Here is a 16,358-nt window from a genome sequence, read left to right as displayed (position 1 = left end):
ATATGAAAACCCTTGTACTGCGCCGGCGCAACGCGATTTACCGACATTTATGCCGTGATAACGAAATCCTGACTGTCTTGTAAAAATAGTGTTGTTATCACAGCAATTGGTGTGGTGGACGGCCGGTTATTCCTGCGGACTATCGAATAATGTCATGTCGGCGACCCAGGCGCTGTGGTGCGCGCTGAAACCAATTTTCGGGTAGTAGTCGACAGCCTGCGGCGCGGCGAGCAGGATGATCTTACACATCGGTTTTAATTGTCGGGCGGTATGCTGGATAAGCTGTTTGCCGATACCTTGGTGTTGAAACGCTTCGTCGACCGCCAGGTCGGACAGATAACAGCAAAAGTGGTAATCCGTTACGCTACGTGCGATGCCGACCAGCAGCGCCTGGCTCCAGGCCGTCACCAGAATATCGCCTTCTGTCAGCATCCCGGCCAGCACTTCCCGGTTGTCGAGCGGACGGCGAGGGCCCAGTGTGGTGCGGGAGAGCAGGTCGATAAACTGATCGACATTGATGGGCTCATTGATTTTGTAACTGATTTTGGAAGACTGGGCGCTCATGTCAGATCCTGTTATGTGTGGGGGCGATTCGGCTTTCTGCTATACTGCGCGCTCAGGTCTTTAGGCCCAAACTGGCTGCGTGTCTGCCTCGGAGCACGATCGGCGCGGCTGATACCGAATACTTTTTTTCAATGAGTTGTCAGTATGATGAAACATACGGTGGAAGTCATGATTTCCGAACAGGAGATCAAGGCTCGGGTCGCTGAGCTGGGTCGCCAAATCAGCGAACATTATCAAAACAGCGGCAGCGATATGGTCTTGGTGGGGCTTTTGCGCGGTTCGTTTATTTTTATGTCTGATCTTTGCCGTGCGATTACTGTCTCTCATGAGGTGGATTTCATGACGGCCTCTAGCTATGGCAGTGGTATGAGCACTACCCGAGATGTGAAAATTCTCAAAGATTTGGATGAAGATATCCGGGGCAAAGACGTGCTGATCGTCGAAGATATCATCGACTCCGGCAACACCCTCAGCAAGGTGCGTGAAATTCTGCAATTGCGCGCGCCTAAATCATTGGCTATCTGTACGCTGCTGGATAAACCGTCGCGTCGTGAAGTGGCAGTGACCGTGGAGTGGGTCGGTTTTTCCATTCCGGACGAATTTGTCGTGGGTTACGGTATCGACTATGCCCAACATTACCGCCATTTGCCTTATGTCGGCAAAGTCGTGCCGCAGTAAGTTGAAAAAACGACCAGGTGGGTAGGGGATGGATGACGCGCCCATTCTGATGGGCGCGCAAATGTGTACTCAGAGGGCGGATATGGCCCGACGGTAGCCTTGCTCCAGCATTTCCCGGCTGGTGGCGGTGACTTCCAGATCCCGCAGGCGACCATCCTGGATGCCGTAAACCCAACCATGAATGGCGACTTTCTGCCCACGCTTCCAAGCGGATTGCATGATGGTAGAGTGCCCCAGGTTGTACACCTGCTCCACTACGTTGATTTCACAGAGTTTGTTAAAGCGCTCTTCCGGTGGAAGCTCCCCTAGCAGGGAACTGTGCTTGTACCACAAGTCACGGATATGCAGCAGCCAGTTATTGATCAGCCCCAGTTCGGGGTTTTCCACCGCCGCCTGGACACCTCCGCAACCATGGTGACCGCAGATGATGATATGTTCCACTTCCAGAACTTCCACGGCATACTGCACCACCGACAGACAATTCAAATCAGTATGAATGACCAGGTTGGCGACATTGCGATGGACGAACAATTCTCCGGGTTCAAGGCTGGTAAGGCTCTCTGCAGGGACGCGGCTGTCTGAACACCCGATCCACAGAAAGCGCGGACGTTGGGCTAGAGCCAACCGTTCAAAATAACCAGGATCTTCTTTCACTATTGTTTCGGACCATTGCTGGTTGTTGGCGATGAGTGTTTCTATCGTTTTCATGAAAGTAAATGACCTGTAACAGCAAATTGCGGTGCAGGCTAATATAGAGCAATCAGTATCGTTTGAAAATCGAAAACTGGGCCGGTGGCAAGTGGTCCACTCACTGAAAAATAAGGCATGTTCTTTATGACATACGCACTGGAACTGGGGAATGTCACCAAGATTTATTCAGGTGGCGTTCAGGCGTTGCGGGGGATCGATCTGCACGTCGAAGCCGGGGATTTTTATGCGCTGCTGGGGCCGAACGGCGCGGGTAAATCGACGACCATCGGCATCATCAGCTCTCTGGTCAATAAAAGCGCCGGCCGGGTACAGGTATTTGGTTACGACATTGATAAAGATATCGTCAACGCCAAACGACAGTTGGGTCTGGTACCGCAGGAGTTCAACTTCAATCCGTTCGAAACGGTGTTGCAGATTGTGGTCAATCAGGCGGGTTATTACGGTGTTCCTCGGCATGAGGCGTTGCAACGGGCGGAGACCTATCTGTCTCAGCTCGATCTGTGGGGAAAACGTCATGATCGGGCGCGCATGCTGTCCGGCGGGATGAAGCGGCGTTTGATGATTGCCCGTGCATTGATGCACAGCCCGCGCTTGTTGATCCTTGACGAGCCGACCGCCGGTGTAGATATCGAATTACGGCGCTCCATGTGGGGGTTTCTCAAAGAGCTGAACAGCCAGGGTACGACGATCATCCTGACTACGCACTATCTGGAGGAGGCGGAGATGCTATGTCGCAACATCGGCATTATCCAGAATGGCCTGCTGGTGGAAAACACCTCCATGAAGCAGTTGTTGGGCAAGTTGCAGTCGGAAACATTCATCTTTGATCTGGCGTCCAAAAGCGCTTTGCCGCATCTGGAGGGGTATCGTTTCCGTCTGACGGATACCTCGACGCTGGAGGTCGATGTCATGCGGGAGCAGGGCTTGAATGGTATTTTCAGTCAACTGAGCGCACAGGGAATTCAGGTTCTCAGCATGCGTAATAAGGCTAATCGTCTGGAGGAACTGTTCGTGGCACTGGTGAACAACGGAGGTAAGGCATGATGCGATTATTCTGGGTAGCATTACAGAGTATCTGGATCAAGGAAGTCACCCGATTCGCGCGTATCTGGGTTCAAACGCTGGTGCCGCCGGTGATTACCATGTCGCTCTATTTCATCATTTTCGGCAACCTGATCGGCAATCGTATCGGCGACATGAGTGGGTTTACCTACATGCAGTTTATCGTGCCCGGTCTTATCATGATGTCGGTGATTACCAATTCCTACGCCAATGTAGCGTCGTCATTTTTCAGCGCCAAGTTCCAGCGCAATATCGAGGAGTTGCTGGTTGCGCCGGTGCCGACCCATATCATTATTATCGGTTATGTCGGCGGCGGTATGGCGCGCGGTATCTGCGTCGGGATCCTGGTGACTATCGTGTCGCTGTTTTTTGTTCCTTTGCAGGTGCATGCGTGGTGGATGGTGATAGTGACCTTGTTGCTGACGGCGCTGCTGTTTTCGCTGGCTGGGCTGTTGAACGCCATCTTTGCCAAAACCTTTGACGATATCAGCCTGATTCCGACGTTTGTTCTGACGCCGCTGACTTATCTCGGTGGCGTGTTCTATTCACTGGCATTGCTGTCGCCATTCTGGCAATTGGTGTCGAAATTGAACCCCATCGTGTACATGATCAGCGGATTTCGCTTCGGTTTTCTGGGTATCCACGATGTACCGCTGTCCCTGACATTGCTGGTGCTGGCGGCGTTTATTCTGGCGTTTTACGGTCTAGCCTGGTGGTTGATCGAGCGAGGTCGTGGTTTGCGTAGCTGATGGTACGACGGCAGCGATGAAATGAAAGAGGCGGTGATTTTCACTGCCTCTTTCATTGGTAAACCTTCAACGCACTCTCCGCGGGAGATCATCGTTATGCTTTGCGGCGCATCAGGCGATTTGCACCGGGATGGCCTTAGCGGTGCGCTCCAGTTGGTTGTTCTCGCCGAAATACGCCACCTTGGGATGATGACTGCGGGCTTGTTCATCCGGCATTTGCACGTAGGAACAGATGATCAGCTTGTCGCCAACGCACGCGCAGCGTGCCGCCGCTCCGTTAACCGAAATAATGCGTGAACCGCGTTCAGCGGCGATGGCATATGTGGAGAATCGCTGGCCGTTGTCCACGTTGTAAATATCGATGGCTTCATATTCGAGAATGCCGGCGGCATCCATGAAATCCTGATCAATGGCGCAGGAGCCTTCATAATGCAAATCCGCCTGGGTGACTCTTACCCGGTGCAACTTGCCTTGCAGCATGGTTCGTATCATCGGTCTGTCTCTCTGAGAGTGAAAATTCAGGTGGTTAGATCCACTTGCTGGTTATCAATCAAGCGTGCTTTACCCAGCCAGGCCGCCATCAGTACCACAGCTCGGGTGCTTTCAGTGTTCAGCGGCTGAAGGGTATCGGCGTCGCGAATAAACAGTTCATCCGGCGTGAATCCCGCATCACGCAGCGCATTTGCCGCCTGAGTCAATAGGTCGTCAATCTGTCGGTCGCCGTTGGCCAACTGTTCCACGATATCGCCCATGATGCGAGGGAGATGCGGCGCGCACTGACGCTCTTCTGCGGTGAGGTAGCCATTGCGTGAACTGAGCGCCAACCCGTCCTGGGCTCGCACCGTCGGTACGCCGACAATACTGATGTCGTAGCCCATATCGGCCACCAGCTGGCGGATCAGCGTCAGTTGCTGGTAGTCCTTTTCACCAAAGCAGGCCACGTCCGGCTGCACCAGATTGAACAGCTTGCTGACGACAGTGGCGACGCCGCGAAAATGGCCGGGACGGCTTGCTCCTTCTAGCATCTGGGACAGGCCCGGCACTTCCACAAATGTCTGTTGCTGCAAGCCGTTGGGGTAAATCACGTCCGGTGACGGCGCGAAAACCAGATCCACATTATTGCGAGTCAGTTTTTCACAGTCTTCTTGTAAGGTTCGGGGGTAGCGGGCGAGATCGTCGGCCCGCTCAAATTGCATTGGATTGACGAAAATACTGACAACAACAATATCAGCCCGGGCGCGGGCTTCGTTCACCAGTTTGATATGACCTTCATGCAGATTGCCCATAGTGGGCACCAGTGCAATCCGCTTACCGTCCTGACGCCACCGACGGATCTCGCGGCGCAGCAGGATTGGGGTTTCAATAATCAGCACTCTGTTTCTCCTGTATTAGCGGAAAGCGTATTGCTCGCTAGGGAAGGATCCCTGTTCGACTTCCTGGATATAGAGGCGGATGGCCGAGCGAATATCATGTGTTTCCGCCAGAAAATTGCGGGCGAATTTCGGGGTCTGGGCGCCGGTGATGCCGAGCGCATCGTGCATGACCAGTATCTGGCCGTCGGTGGCATTGCCAGCGCCGATACCGATAACCGGAATATCCAACGCGGCGGTCACACGTTGCGCCAGCGACGCAGGCACACATTCCAGTACCATCAGTTGCGCGCCTGCTTTTTCCAGCGCCAGTGCGTCTGCCATTAATTGATTGGCGGCCGTTTCATCCCGCCCCTGTACTTTGTAACCGCCGAAGATGTTGACTGATTGCGGCGTCAATCCCAGGTGTCCGCAAACTGGCACTGCGCGTTCGGTCAGCATATTTACGGTCGGCACCAACCAACTACCGCCTTCCACTTTCACCATATTGGCCCCGGCGCGCATCAGTTCTCCCGCGTGCAGACAGGCTTGTTCCGGTGTCGCGCAACTCATGAACGGTAAATCGGAGAGCAACAGGCAATGAGGGGCGCCGCGTCGGACGCAACGGGTGTGGTAAATCATATCGTCGATCGTGACCGGGAGCGTGGAGTCGTGCCCCTGCACGGTCATACCGAGTGAATCTCCCACCAGCATGACCTGAATGCCCTGCTCAAAGAACAGGCGGGCGAAGCCGGCGTCATAAGCGGTGAGAGTAGCGAATTTCTTGTTATCCAGTTTCCACTGGCGCAGGTGGGAAATGGTCGTTGCTTTCATGGTGGCTGTCCCGAATCAACGTCAAGGTAATCAATAAGGAGGAATCATTCTAATGGATGCGGGAGAGGAGGGGTAGTGCTCTATTTTCCATTGAAAAATAAAGAGTTATTCTATTTTTTGTCCCAGATGGTCAACCCGTTGCGCGGAACCAGGCGCAACCGCTCGCTAAGACATTCACCATCAGGGAAAACCAGATCAGGCGCCAGTTCCGCCAGGGGATAAAGCATAAACTCACGATTTTTCATGTCGTAATGCGGCACAGTCAGGCGCTCGGTCTGAATAATCTGTTCGCCGAACAGCAGAATATCCAGGTCGAGCGTGCGTGGTCCCCAGCGATGATCCTTGCGAACCCGCCCTTGTTGCTGCTCGATACGTTGGGTATGGTCCAGCAGGGCCTCTGGAGCCAGACCCGTGTCCAGTTCCGCCACCGCATTCAGGTAATCGGGTTGATCTTGCGGCCCCAGCGGACGGCTGCGATAAAACGACGAGCAGCGCACCAACCGGGTTTCCGTAATTGCATCCAGTGCCTGTAGGGCGGATTCCACCTGGTGCAGCGGCTGGGCAAGGTTACTGCCCAGCGCCAGATAGACACGGGTCATCAGGATCTCTCACGGCGGCCGGGCGCCGGACGTTTGCGCGGACGGCGGGAACGGCGATGTGGCGTCGGGCCGTCATCCAGCGTGCTCAGCATGGACTGTTGGCGGTGAGGCGGCGCGACCTGAAATTCGCCCCACCATTCTGACAGACGCAGCAATTCCTGATTATGCTCGATCTCGGCACGCAGGCTGAGCAGGTCATATGCGGCGCGGAATTTGGGGTGCTCCATCAGTTTGAAGGCGCGTTTTCCCTGACGGCGCGATAGGCGCAGTTGTAACTGCCAGATATCACGGATAAGCGAGGTGATGCGTTTGGGGATCGCCAAAGAACGACATTGTTCATCCAGCACGTCATTCATCGCCAGTGCAAAGGCCTCGAAATAGGCAAGGCCGCTTTCCTGCGTCAGTTTCTGCGCGTGTTCCACCAGTGGGTACCAGAGCATGGCGGAGAATAGAAATGCAGGGTTGACGCGCATGTCGTTCTGGATGCGCTGGTCGGTATTTTTCAGCACCTGGACAAGCATGCGTTCCATTGTGCTTTCGCCGTTCGCCGTGAGATCGCGGCTGAGCAACGGGAACAGCGGCTGGAACAGTTGGTATTCGCACAACAACTGATACGTGGGATAACCGTACCCCGCCTGTAGCAGTTTCAACGATTCTTCGAACAGGCGTGCGGGCGGGATATCGTGCAGCAGCGAGGATAGACGAGGAATCGGCTCAGCCGTTTCCGGGCTGATCTTCATGCCGAGCTTGGCGGCAAAACGCACCGCGCGTAACATCCGTACCGGATCTTCCCGGTAACGGGTTTCCGGATCGCCCAGTAAACGGATAATGCCCTGGCGAAGATCGTTCACGCCGTTGGTATAGTCGCGAACGGTAAAGTCCGCGATGCTGTAATAGAGGCTGTTGATGGAGAAATCACGGCGTTGAGCATCTTCTTCAATGGTACCGAAGATGTTGTCACGCAACAGCATACCGTTTTGATCCTGCTGTGATGCGTTCTTCACCTGCTGTTCCTGATGCTGTTCATGATGGCCGCGAAACGTCGCCACCTCAATCACTTCAGGGCCGAACATCACATGCGCCAGACGGAAACGGCGACCGACCAACCGACAGTTGCGGAACAGTTTGCGCACCTGCTCTGGGGTGGCATTCGTGGTGATATCGAAGTCTTTCGGCTTCTTGCCTAACAGCAGATCGCGCACGCCGCCGCCCACCAGGTAGGCTTCATAGCCGGCCTTGTTCAGACGATAGAGGACTTTCAGCGCGTTTTCGCTGATGTCGCTGCGTGAAATTGGGTGCTGATCGCGGGGGATCACCGTCAGCGCTTGGCTTGGTATTTCCTCCGCCATGGGGCTGTTTTCACGATTGAGTACTTTGCGGCAAAAATTCGCTACCCGGGTAAAGATAATACACCTCGATAATGGTTCAGAAATTAACGGCACAACAAAAATAGCGGCTAATCATAGCTCACACTCAGCCCTTTGAGAATGCTGATGTTATTCCCGGCGGTGAGATGGCAAGGTCGACGGGAATGGTTTTAAGCGACCAGTTCTGCACGGCCTGGTGCAACAGTTCCGGCAGCGAAAGCGCCTGCCAGGGCGCGGTTAAGGGCTGGTTAAGGAATGTCAAGGCCTGTGCCAGCACCGGTCGCGGATCACCATCAGGCAATGCGGGCGCATGATTCTGCTTGGACAGTTTGTTGCCTTCGGCATTGAGCGCCAGCGGCAAATGAATGTAGGACGGCGCACGCCAGCCCAACTGTTGGTATAAGGATAACTGACGAACGGTCGGTTCAATCAGGTCTGCGCCGCGCACGATCTCCGTGACCCCCTGATCGTGATCGTCTACAACGACCACCAGATTGTAGGCAAACAGGCCGTCACGACGATGGATGATAAAGTCTTCGGCGGCCAGCGTGGGATCCGCCTCTATACGACCCCGCAGCCTATCATCAAAGCACAGTACCGGGCGTTCCTGACGTAACCGCAGGGCGGTATGGTACGGAGGTTGCGCCAAATCCCGACAGTGGCCGTCATAGAAGCCGCCGATCTGTTGGATACGTTGCCGGGTACAGGTGCAATGATAGCTTTTACTCTGACGTTGCAAATCCGCCAGCACTTCCCGATAACGGTCATGGCGCTGGGACTGATAGAGCACGTCGCCATCCCACTGCAAGCCATAGTGTTCCAACTGGTGCAGGATCCGGCTGGCGGCACCGGGAATTTCTCGCGGCGGATCGATATCTTCAATGCGCACCAGCCAATGCCCCCTGCAGGCGCGTGCCTGCAGGTAGCTGCCAAGAGCGGCAATCAATGAACCGAAGTGTAAATCGCCAGACGGGGAAGGCGCGAAGCGTCCGACGTAAAGAGGAGATTCAGGCATACAAATGCGGGCGTATCATGTCAGTAAAATCCAGCATCCGCGGTAAGCGACAGGATGAAATCAGGCGGGAAGGTTATAGGCTCCCGCCTGATTGAATCAACCCGCCATTTGCTTTTCGCGGATTTCGGCCAGCGTTTTACAGTCGATGCAAAGATCGGCAGTCGGGCGGGCTTCCAGACGGCGGATACCGATTTCAACGCCGCAGGATTCACAATAACCAAACTCGTTGTCTTCGATTTTCTGCAGCGTTTTGGCGATTTTTTTGATCAGTTTGCGTTCGCGATCGCGATTACGCAGTTCGAGACTGAATTCCTCTTCCTGCGCGGCACGATCCACCGGATCAGGGAAGTTGGCGGCTTCATCTTGCATATGCGATACGGTGCGATCCACTTCGTCCCTGAGTTGGTTGCGCCATGCTTCCAGAATACGCTTGAAATGAGCCAATTGAGCGTCGTTCATGTATTCTTCGCCCGGCTTCTCCTGGTATGGCTCCACTCCGGCAATTGCGAGAATGCTCAGAGAGGATGTCTTACGGTTTTGCCCTTCTTGCATGTTGCTTCTCCTACATAACACGACACGCAGTATCGATCCCCGGGGGGGAAAACAGGCCGCTATAAATAACAGATGGTGGTTGGGTTGGCAATCATTCCTAACACCGGCCTGACAAAGTGTGAGGAGTTCCGTATTCCCACCGATAATACCTGACATGTGGTGGAATTAGCTTACCCTTGTCACGTTATTGAAAGGTAACAACTCTCCCGGGTTGATGCCATCGGGGGAAAGATGGGTACCGTAACACAGTATTTCAACCCCTCGTTGCTGCGATTGCAGCAATAATTCAGCGTAATGTCGGTCGATATACTGTGCGGGCGCCACGCTCCGGATACCGGAGTGCAATACCGCAAACAGCAACACCGCTCGTTTCCCCTGGATGACAACCTGTTGCAGTTCGCGCAGATGCTTTTGTCCCCTGAGTGTCACCGCATCGGGAAAGTAACCACATCCATGTTGCAATAATGTGACGGATTTTACTTCAATATAGCAGTCGATTCTGCCGGGTGCCTGCAACAGCACGTCTATTCGGCTGTTTTCCTCGCCGTAACGAACTTCAGTTCTGAGTTCAGTATAGTCAGCGAGCGTCGGAATAAGTCGGGCCCTAAGCATTTCCTGTACCAACACATTAGCGCGTAACGTATTGACACAAATCCAGTCTCCCTGCGCCGTTTCCGTCAACTCCCAAGTATGTGGATATTTGCGTTTGGGATTATCGGAGGTGGAGTACCAGACGGTATCTCCCGGCGTAGCGCAGCCGGTCATGGCGCCGGTATTGGGGCAGTGCAACGTCAACGTGTCCCCGGCGGGGGTTATCACATCCGCCAGAAAACGTTTGTAACGCTTTATCAGAGTGGCGGCTTGCAGGCGTGGGGAAAATTCCATGGGTAGTGGACTCAGGATGTTAACGGCCAGTGGGCTCGTGGATGATAATGTATCCGGCCTTCTTCCTGGCGGGATTCATACAGCGTGAACTGTTGTATCGGTAGCGTCCACCTAAAGGTTGCCGCAGGCAGGGCGACTGGTCGTGTGGCTGCGCGTAACAAAGTAATGTGCGGATGAAACGGTTGCGGGCTTTGATAACAACCGTTGCGCGCTGCCTGAGAACGCAATAATTCAGCCAGTTGCAGCAGGCCGCGCGGTGCGTGTCGGCATCCCAGCCATACCACACCCGGCCGGGGCCAGTGCCCGGCGTCGTCCAGTGTCAGCGTAAAACCGGGCTGGTGAATACGGCCGGCCAACGTCTGCAGTTGCTGTGCCTTACGCTCGCTGACTTCGCCCAAAAACGCCAGCGTCAGATGCAGGTTGGCGGCGGCCACCGGTCTACCGGCCTGTAACGGGAATGACTGTGCTCGCCAGCGAATAATCTGCTGGCTTGTCTCTTCCGGCAGTGACAAGGCGAAAAACAGACGATGGGTCGTGTTCATGTCGGGATCTCTGTTCAGCGGGGTTCCGATGCTACAATGCTTGCCGCATAAAGTTAAGGCGTTGTCCCGCCGTGATTATGGAGCATGTTGTGAATTTACCCCCCGTCAGTGCGGTGCTGGATGACGTCGTTCAATCGCTGCGTTCTGCGCCGCAGGTACTGCTGCACGCGCCGACCGGCGCAGGAAAATCGACCTGGTTGCCGCTGCAACTGCTGCTGAAGGGCGGTTTTCCCGGTCGTATCGTGATGCTGGAGCCGCGCCGGCTGGCGGCGAAAAGCGTGGCCTGGCGGCTGGCGGAGCAACTGGGGGAAGCGCCCGGTCACACCGTGGGATATCGCATGCGCGCGGAAAGCCGCATTAGCGAACAGACGCGCCTGGAGGTGGTAACGGAAGGCATTCTGACGCGCATGCTACAGCGGGATCCGGCGCTGGAAGGCGTATCGCTGGTCATCCTGGATGAGTTTCATGAACGCAGCCTACAGGCGGATCTGGCGCTGGCGCTGTTGCTGGATGTACAGGCAGGGCTACGCGACGATCTGCGCCTGCTTATTATGTCAGCCACGTTGGATAACGATCGCCTCTCTTCTTTATTACCGCAGGCGCGAGCGGTGACATCAGCAGGTCGTTCCTGGCCGGTGACTCGGCAATATCACGCAATGGGGTCGCAAGAGCGGATGGAGGACGCGCTGTCACGGTTGATTTTACGGCTGTTGCAGCAGGAAACAGGATCGCAACTGGTGTTTCTGCCCGGTGTCGGGGAGATAAAGCGCCTGCAGGCTCTGTTGGAAGAAAAAGTGCCGGAGGAGATTGCGATCTGCCCGTTGTACGGCGCACTTACGCTGGCTGAGCAGCAAAAGGCGATCCTGCCGGCAGAGTCCGGCCGGCGCAAAGTCGTACTGGCGACCAATATTGCTGAAACCAGTCTGACGATTGAAGGGATCCGGGTGGTTGTGGATAGCGGTCTGGAGCGCGTGGCACTGTTTGACGTTAAAACCGGGCTGACCCGATTGGTCACACAGCGTATCAGTCAGGCCTCCATGACGCAGCGTGCCGGCCGTGCCGGTCGCCTGGAGCCCGGCGTGTGCTGGCATCTGTTTGCTCGGGAGCAGGCGGAGCGAGCGGCGGCGCAAAGCGAACCTGAAATCCTGCACAGCGATCTGTCCGGTTTCTGGCTGGAATTGTTGCAATGGGGATGTGCGGACGTCGGGCAATTGACGTGGCTGGATACTCCGCCGACGCCTGCCTTACTGGCGGCGCAGCAGTTGTTGCGGGCGCTGGCGATTTGCGATCCCCGGCAACGTTTGACACCGGATGGCAGGCAAATGGCGGCGCTGGGGTGCGATCCCCGTCTGGCAGCGATGTTGCACTATGCCAGCGACAATGACGATGCGCTGGCGACGGCCGCGTTGCTGGCTGCGATAATCGAGGAGCCGCCCCGCAGCGGCTCGCCGTCGCTGTCCGACTGGCTGCACCGCCCGATGGCGCACTGGCAGAAACGGGCGCAGCAACTGGTGCGGCGCGTCGGATATTCTCAAGGGCGATCTAATGAAGCGCTGGCGGCGGAACTGCTGGCCGTCGGTTTTGCCGATCGGGTGGCGCAACAGCGTTCCCGGGACGGTCGTTACCTGCTGGCTAACGGCACGGGCGCCAGCCTGCCGCCGGAGGAGGCGTTATCCGCCGCCGAATGGTTGATTGCGCCGGTGTTGATGCAGAGCCCGAACAGCGCCGATGCGCGGATTCAACTGGCATTGGCGGTGGATATCGAGTGGCTGACGCAATGTCATCCGGCGTTGGTGACACAGCAGAATCAGGTGCACTGGGATGCAGAAAAAGGTACCCTGCGCGCCAGCCGGCGCACCCGACTCGGCGAATTAACGTTGCGCGTTCAGCCGCTGGCTAAACCTTCCGATGAGGAATTGCAACAGGCCATGCTGGGATGGATTCGTGAGCAGGGGCTGAGCGTGTTGAACTGGAATGACAGCGCGATGCAACTGCGCCAGCGACTGCTCTGCGCCAGGCTCTGGTTGCCGGAGGTGGCCTGGCCGCTGGCGGATGATGACGCGCTGTTGGCGTCGCTGGATACCTGGTTGTCGCCGTCGTTGTCCGGCGTGTGCGATCGCCGGGCGTTGGAGCAGGTCGATCTGAGCGACGCGCTGTTGCGTCTGCTGGACTGGCCGTTGCGGCAACGTCTGGATAGCGCTTTACCCAGCCATTACACTGTGCCGGGCGGCAGTCGTTTGCCGATTCGTTATCAGTGGGAGCAGCAGCCGGTGCTGGCGGTGCGTCTGCAGGAGATGTTCGGCGAGCGGGAAAGCCCATCGGTGGCGGAAGGGCGCGTGGCGCTGGTGCTGGAATTGTTATCGCCTGCGCAGCGGCCACTGCAGATTACCCGCGATCTGGCGGCGTTCTGGCAGGGCGCCTATCGTGAAGTACAAAAAGAGATGAAAGGGCGTTACCCGAAGCACGTCTGGCCGGATGATCCGGCGAACGCCATACCGACCAGACGAACTAAAAAATATCAGCAATAGGGGATTGCCACGGCTCGGGGCCCGCCGGTTGTCTGTGGGCCGGTTTCTTATCCGCCACATCCGTGTGGCTCGCTCGGGGAGCCGTCGCTGACGCGACGTTAAAAAACGCTCCCGGCGTTTTTTTTCAGATGTTTCCCTCTTCCGAGTATGGGAAGGGGGACGCAGAGTAGGCGGCCACGGCAGAGAATCCGCGGCCGTCAGTAACCTGATGGAGAAGTCACTGTAAATGTCTCGGGATGACCGCGAACCCATCGGACGCAAGGCAAGTGCGTCACGACGAAAACCTCTCCGCCGCCCTGCGGTCCGACGTCGTAAGGATGAAGACTATGACGACGAGTACGAGGAGTACGAAGACGACTATGACAATGATGATGAAGAGGAAGAAGCCATGAGTCGGCGGCCACGCAAGAAACGGCGTTTGCTGGGGCTGATGATTCGCCTGTTCCTGATTTTCGTGATTGTGATGTCGGCTTATGGCGTCTATCTCGACAGCGAAATTCGCGGCCGCATTGACGGCAAAGTCTGGCAGCTGCCTGCAACGGTTTATGGCCGCATGGTTAACCTTGAACCGGGCATGGCCTACAGCAAAAAGGAGATGGTCAACCTGCTGGAGGGCATGCAGTACCGTGAGGTCAATCGCATCACCCGGCCGGGTGAGTTCACCGTCCAGTCCAATAGCATCGAGATCCTACGGCGACCGTTTGATTTTCCGGACGGCAAAGAAGGGCAGATCCGCGCCAAAATGACCTTCAGCAGCGATCGACTGCAACAAATCCAGAACCTCGAGAATCAGCGCAGCTTCGGGTTTTTCCGTCTGGATCCCAAATTGATCACCATGCTGCAGTCGCCTAATGGCGAGCAGCGGCTGTTCGTGCAGCGTTCCGGTTTCCCTGATTTGCTGGTGCAGACGCTGATCGCGACCGAAGATCGCCATTTCTATGAACACGACGGCATCAGTTTCTATTCCATTGCGCGCGCGTTGGTGGCGAACTTGACGGCGGGGCGTGCGGTGCAGGGCGGCAGTACCCTTACCCAGCAGCTGGTCAAAAACCTGTTTTTGACCAACGAGCGTTCGCTGTGGCGTAAGGCCAACGAGGCGTACATGGCGCTGATCATGGACTATCGCTACAGCAAGGATCGCATTCTGGAACTGTATCTGAACGAGGTTTATCTCGGTCAGAGCGGCAACGATCAGATCCGCGGTTTCCCGTTGGCCAGCCTGTATTACTTTGGCCGTCCGGTGAACGAGCTGAGTCTGGATCAACAGGCGATGTTGGTGGGGATGGTGAAAGGGGCGTCGCTGTACAACCCGTGGCGTAATCCGCAGGTGACGTTGGAACGTCGTAATCTGGTGCTGAAATTGTTGCAGAATCAGCAGATTATCGATGAAGACCTGTACAACATGCTGAGCGCCCGCCCGCTGGGAGTGCAGCCCAAAGGCGGGGTCATCAGCCCACAGCCCGCGTTTATGCAGATGGTGCGCCAGGAACTGCAACAGCGGCTGGGCGATAAAGCCAACGATCTGTCCGGCGTGAAGATTTTTACCACGCTGGATCCGGTCTCGCAGGACGCCGCCGAGAAGGCGGTGAGCGACGGTATTCCGGCGCTGCGGGCGGCGCGTAATGTGCAGGATCTGGAGGCCGCCATGGTGGTGGTCGACCGGTTCAGCGGTGAGGTGCGCGCCATGGTGGGCGGTTCCGACGCACAGTTCGCGGGCTTCAACCGTGCCATGCAGGCGCGTCGTCCGGTAGGGTCATTGGCGAAACCGCCGACATACCTGACGGCGCTCAGCATGCCGGATCGTTTCCGTCTGAATACCATTCTGGCGGATGAGCCGATATCACTGAAGCAGCAGAACGGCACCCTTTGGGAACCTAAAAACTACGATCGTGAATTCCGCGGCCGGGTGATGCTGGTGGATGCGCTGGCCAACTCCCTCAACGTACCGACGGTTAATCTGGGGCTGGCCGTCGGACTGGATCAGATTAGTGCCACTTTGCAACGGCTGGGAATACCGAAAGAGCAGATCCAAACGGTGCCCGCTATGCTGCTTGGGGCGATCAGCCTGACGCCGATGGAGGTGGCGCAGGAGTATCAGACCATTGCCAGCGGTGGCAACCGGGCGACGCTGTCGGCGCTGCGTTCGGTGATTGCCGAGGACGGCAAGGTTCTGTACCAGAGCTTCCCACAGGCGGAACAGGCGGTGCCCAGCCAAGCGGCTTATCTGACGCTGTATGGCATGCAACAGGTGGTCGAGCGCGGGACGTCCCGGTCGCTGATGGTGAAATTCGGTAATTATCATCTGGCGGGGAAAACCGGTACCACTAACGATCTGCGCGACAGTTGGTTTGCCGGTGTCGACGGTAAAGAGGTTGCCATATCCTGGGTGGGACGCGATAACAACGGGCCGGCGAAGCTGACCGGCGCCAACGGCGCACTGACGATCTACCGCCGTTATCTGGAGAACGAGACACCATTGCCGCTGATGCTGACGCCGCCGGAAGGGATCAGCACCATGTCGGTGGATGGCGGCGGCAACTTCATCTGCAACGGTAGCGCCGGACGTGCGCTGCCGGTATGGACGGACAACCCGCAGGCGCTGTGTCAGTCCAGCCAACAACAGATCCAACAGCAGCCGCAGCCGGGAGCGCCTGATAATCAGCCGGGCAGTCAGCAACAGGACAGCAGCGTGCCGGATTGGATCCGTCAGATGTTCGGTAAGTAATCGCGGTATTTCATCGACCTATCTTCCAGACGCCCGTCGGTTATCCGATGGGCGTTTTTTTGTTAGCGGCGGCGGCTTTCGTGGGCTGTGTGGATCACCATAAACCGGTGCGACCCCTCCGGGAATCCGGTCTGATTTATCATCGGAAGTGAGGAGACGCAGGGTTAAATCGGTTGCTAACCTCCCGTTCTTACGCCT

16 protein-coding genes are annotated in these 16,358 nt (G+C 56.4%); 5 read left to right on the top strand and 11 right to left on the bottom strand.

Annotation, left to right across the window (positions count from 1 at the left end; genetic code table 11):
• Positions 1–126: 126 nt before the first annotated feature.
• On the bottom strand, positions 127–564 hold the full coding sequence (locus HEP82_RS17275; RefSeq protein ID WP_192459208.1) for a GNAT family N-acetyltransferase: 438 nt from the start codon (positions 562–564) through the stop codon (positions 127–129).
• A gap of 147 nt (positions 565–711) precedes the next feature.
• On the opposite strand from HEP82_RS17275, the gene hpt reads away from it, so the two are divergent.
• A complete protein-coding gene (gene hpt, locus HEP82_RS17270; protein WP_023638412.1) occupies positions 712–1,242 on the top strand; it encodes a hypoxanthine phosphoribosyltransferase in 531 nt (176 codons plus the stop codon).
• A 69-nt stretch (positions 1,243–1,311) separates the two neighbouring features.
• On the opposite strand, the gene can is transcribed toward hpt, so the two are convergent.
• Positions 1,312–1,950: a carbonate dehydratase gene (gene can, locus HEP82_RS17265; protein WP_015854510.1), complete on the bottom strand. Its 639-nt coding sequence runs from the start codon at positions 1,948–1,950 to the stop codon at positions 1,312–1,314.
• Positions 1,951–2,076: 126 nt separating this feature from the next.
• On the opposite strand from can, the gene HEP82_RS17260 reads away from it, so the two are divergent.
• Positions 2,077–2,997: an ABC transporter ATP-binding protein gene (locus tag HEP82_RS17260; RefSeq protein WP_192459207.1), complete on the top strand. Its 921-nt coding sequence runs from the start codon at positions 2,077–2,079 to the stop codon at positions 2,995–2,997.
• On the top strand, positions 2,994–3,764 hold the full coding sequence (locus HEP82_RS17255) for an ABC transporter permease (protein WP_192459206.1): 771 nt from the start codon (positions 2,994–2,996) through the stop codon (positions 3,762–3,764). The genes HEP82_RS17260 and HEP82_RS17255 overlap by 4 nt, the downstream gene beginning before the upstream one ends.
• Positions 3,765–3,875: 111 nt before the next feature.
• Here the strand turns inward: HEP82_RS17255 and panD are convergent, their stop codons facing one another.
• From panD to thpR, 9 genes are all read right to left on the bottom strand, one after another.
• A complete protein-coding gene (gene panD, locus HEP82_RS17250; protein ID WP_192459205.1) occupies positions 3,876–4,256 on the bottom strand; it encodes an aspartate 1-decarboxylase in 381 nt (126 codons plus the stop codon).
• Positions 4,257–4,282: 26 nt separating this feature from the next.
• Positions 4,283–5,137 (bottom strand): pantoate--beta-alanine ligase, encoded by an 855-nt coding sequence (gene panC, locus HEP82_RS17245; RefSeq protein WP_192459204.1) that lies wholly within the window; start codon positions 5,135–5,137, stop codon positions 4,283–4,285.
• A 15-nt stretch (positions 5,138–5,152) separates the two neighbouring features.
• Positions 5,153–5,947: a 3-methyl-2-oxobutanoate hydroxymethyltransferase gene (gene panB / locus HEP82_RS17240; RefSeq protein WP_192459203.1), complete on the bottom strand. Its 795-nt coding sequence runs from the start codon at positions 5,945–5,947 to the stop codon at positions 5,153–5,155.
• Between the two features lie 110 nt (positions 5,948–6,057).
• Entirely contained in the window at positions 6,058–6,546 is a 489-nt protein-coding gene (folK, locus tag HEP82_RS17235; RefSeq protein ID WP_192459202.1) for a 2-amino-4-hydroxy-6-hydroxymethyldihydropteridine diphosphokinase, read from the bottom strand.
• A complete protein-coding gene (gene pcnB, locus HEP82_RS17230; protein ID WP_192459225.1) occupies positions 6,546–7,952 on the bottom strand; it encodes a polynucleotide adenylyltransferase PcnB in 1,407 nt (468 codons plus the stop codon). Before pcnB ends, folK begins: the two co-directional genes overlap by 1 nt.
• Before the next feature lie 67 nt (positions 7,953–8,019).
• Complete coding sequence (gluQRS, locus tag HEP82_RS17225; RefSeq protein ID WP_192459201.1) at positions 8,020–8,928, bottom strand: tRNA glutamyl-Q(34) synthetase GluQRS; 909 nt, start codon at positions 8,926–8,928, stop codon at positions 8,020–8,022.
• Between the two features lie 96 nt (positions 8,929–9,024).
• Positions 9,025–9,480, bottom strand: coding sequence for an RNA polymerase-binding protein DksA (gene dksA / locus HEP82_RS17220; protein ID WP_015854501.1), 456 nt, complete (start codon positions 9,478–9,480; stop codon positions 9,025–9,027).
• A gap of 165 nt (positions 9,481–9,645) precedes the next feature.
• Positions 9,646–10,365, bottom strand: a complete 720-nt coding sequence (gene sfsA, locus HEP82_RS17215; RefSeq protein WP_192459200.1) for a DNA/RNA nuclease SfsA — start codon at positions 10,363–10,365, stop codon at positions 9,646–9,648.
• An 11-nt stretch (positions 10,366–10,376) separates the two neighbouring features.
• Positions 10,377–10,907 carry an RNA 2',3'-cyclic phosphodiesterase gene (thpR, locus tag HEP82_RS17210; RefSeq protein ID WP_192459199.1) on the bottom strand — a complete coding sequence of 177 codons (531 nt, stop codon included), beginning with the start codon at positions 10,905–10,907 and terminating at the stop codon, positions 10,377–10,379.
• Between the two features lie 89 nt (positions 10,908–10,996).
• Here thpR and hrpB point away from each other — a divergent pair, with 89 nt between their 5' ends.
• Together hrpB and mrcB are read left to right on the top strand one after the other, a co-directional pair.
• The gene (gene hrpB, locus HEP82_RS17205) at positions 10,997–13,435 is read left to right on the top strand and encodes an ATP-dependent helicase HrpB (protein ID WP_192459198.1); all 2,439 of its coding nucleotides are present in this window, start codon (positions 10,997–10,999) and stop codon (positions 13,433–13,435) included.
• 226 nt (positions 13,436–13,661) lie between these two features.
• Positions 13,662–16,160: a bifunctional glycosyl transferase/transpeptidase gene (gene mrcB / locus HEP82_RS17200; RefSeq protein WP_192459197.1), complete on the top strand. Its 2,499-nt coding sequence runs from the start codon at positions 13,662–13,664 to the stop codon at positions 16,158–16,160.
• The last annotated feature ends 198 nt before the right edge of the window (positions 16,161–16,358 follow it).

This window comes from Musicola keenii (assembly GCF_014855505.1).
Lineage (GTDB): Bacteria > Pseudomonadota > Gammaproteobacteria > Enterobacterales > Enterobacteriaceae > Musicola > Musicola paradisiaca.
The sequence above is the reverse complement of the archived record's forward strand: the minus strand, read 5'-3'. Positions and strand labels throughout refer to the sequence as shown.

Excerpts from the sequence above, each read along its gene's own strand:
- thpR (WP_192459199.1), bottom strand. The coding sequence starts at position 10,907 with ATGAACACGACCCATCGTCTGTTTTTCGCCTTGTCACTGCCGGAAGAG.
- can (WP_015854510.1), bottom strand. The coding sequence starts at position 1,950 with ATGAAAACGATAGAAACACTCATCGCCAACAACCAGCAATGGTCCGAA.
- dksA (WP_015854501.1), bottom strand. The coding sequence starts at position 9,480 with ATGCAAGAAGGGCAAAACCGTAAGACATCCTCTCTGAGCATTCTCGCA.
- sfsA (WP_192459200.1), bottom strand. The coding sequence starts at position 10,365 with ATGGAATTTTCCCCACGCCTGCAAGCCGCCACTCTGATAAAGCGTTAC.
- HEP82_RS17255 (WP_192459206.1), top strand. The coding sequence starts at position 2,994 with ATGATGCGATTATTCTGGGTAGCATTACAGAGTATCTGGATCAAGGAA.
- panD (WP_192459205.1), bottom strand. The coding sequence starts at position 4,256 with ATGATACGAACCATGCTGCAAGGCAAGTTGCACCGGGTAAGAGTCACC.
- hpt (WP_023638412.1), top strand. The coding sequence starts at position 712 with ATGAAACATACGGTGGAAGTCATGATTTCCGAACAGGAGATCAAGGCT.
- HEP82_RS17275 (WP_192459208.1), bottom strand. The coding sequence starts at position 564 with ATGAGCGCCCAGTCTTCCAAAATCAGTTACAAAATCAATGAGCCCATC.
- HEP82_RS17260 (WP_192459207.1), top strand. The coding sequence starts at position 2,077 with ATGACATACGCACTGGAACTGGGGAATGTCACCAAGATTTATTCAGGT.
- folK (WP_192459202.1), bottom strand. The coding sequence starts at position 6,546 with ATGACCCGTGTCTATCTGGCGCTGGGCAGTAACCTTGCCCAGCCGCTG.
- mrcB (WP_192459197.1), top strand. The coding sequence starts at position 13,662 with ATGTCTCGGGATGACCGCGAACCCATCGGACGCAAGGCAAGTGCGTCA.
- panB (WP_192459203.1), bottom strand. The coding sequence starts at position 5,947 with ATGAAAGCAACGACCATTTCCCACCTGCGCCAGTGGAAACTGGATAAC.
- gluQRS (WP_192459201.1), bottom strand. The coding sequence starts at position 8,928 with ATGCCTGAATCTCCTCTTTACGTCGGACGCTTCGCGCCTTCCCCGTCT.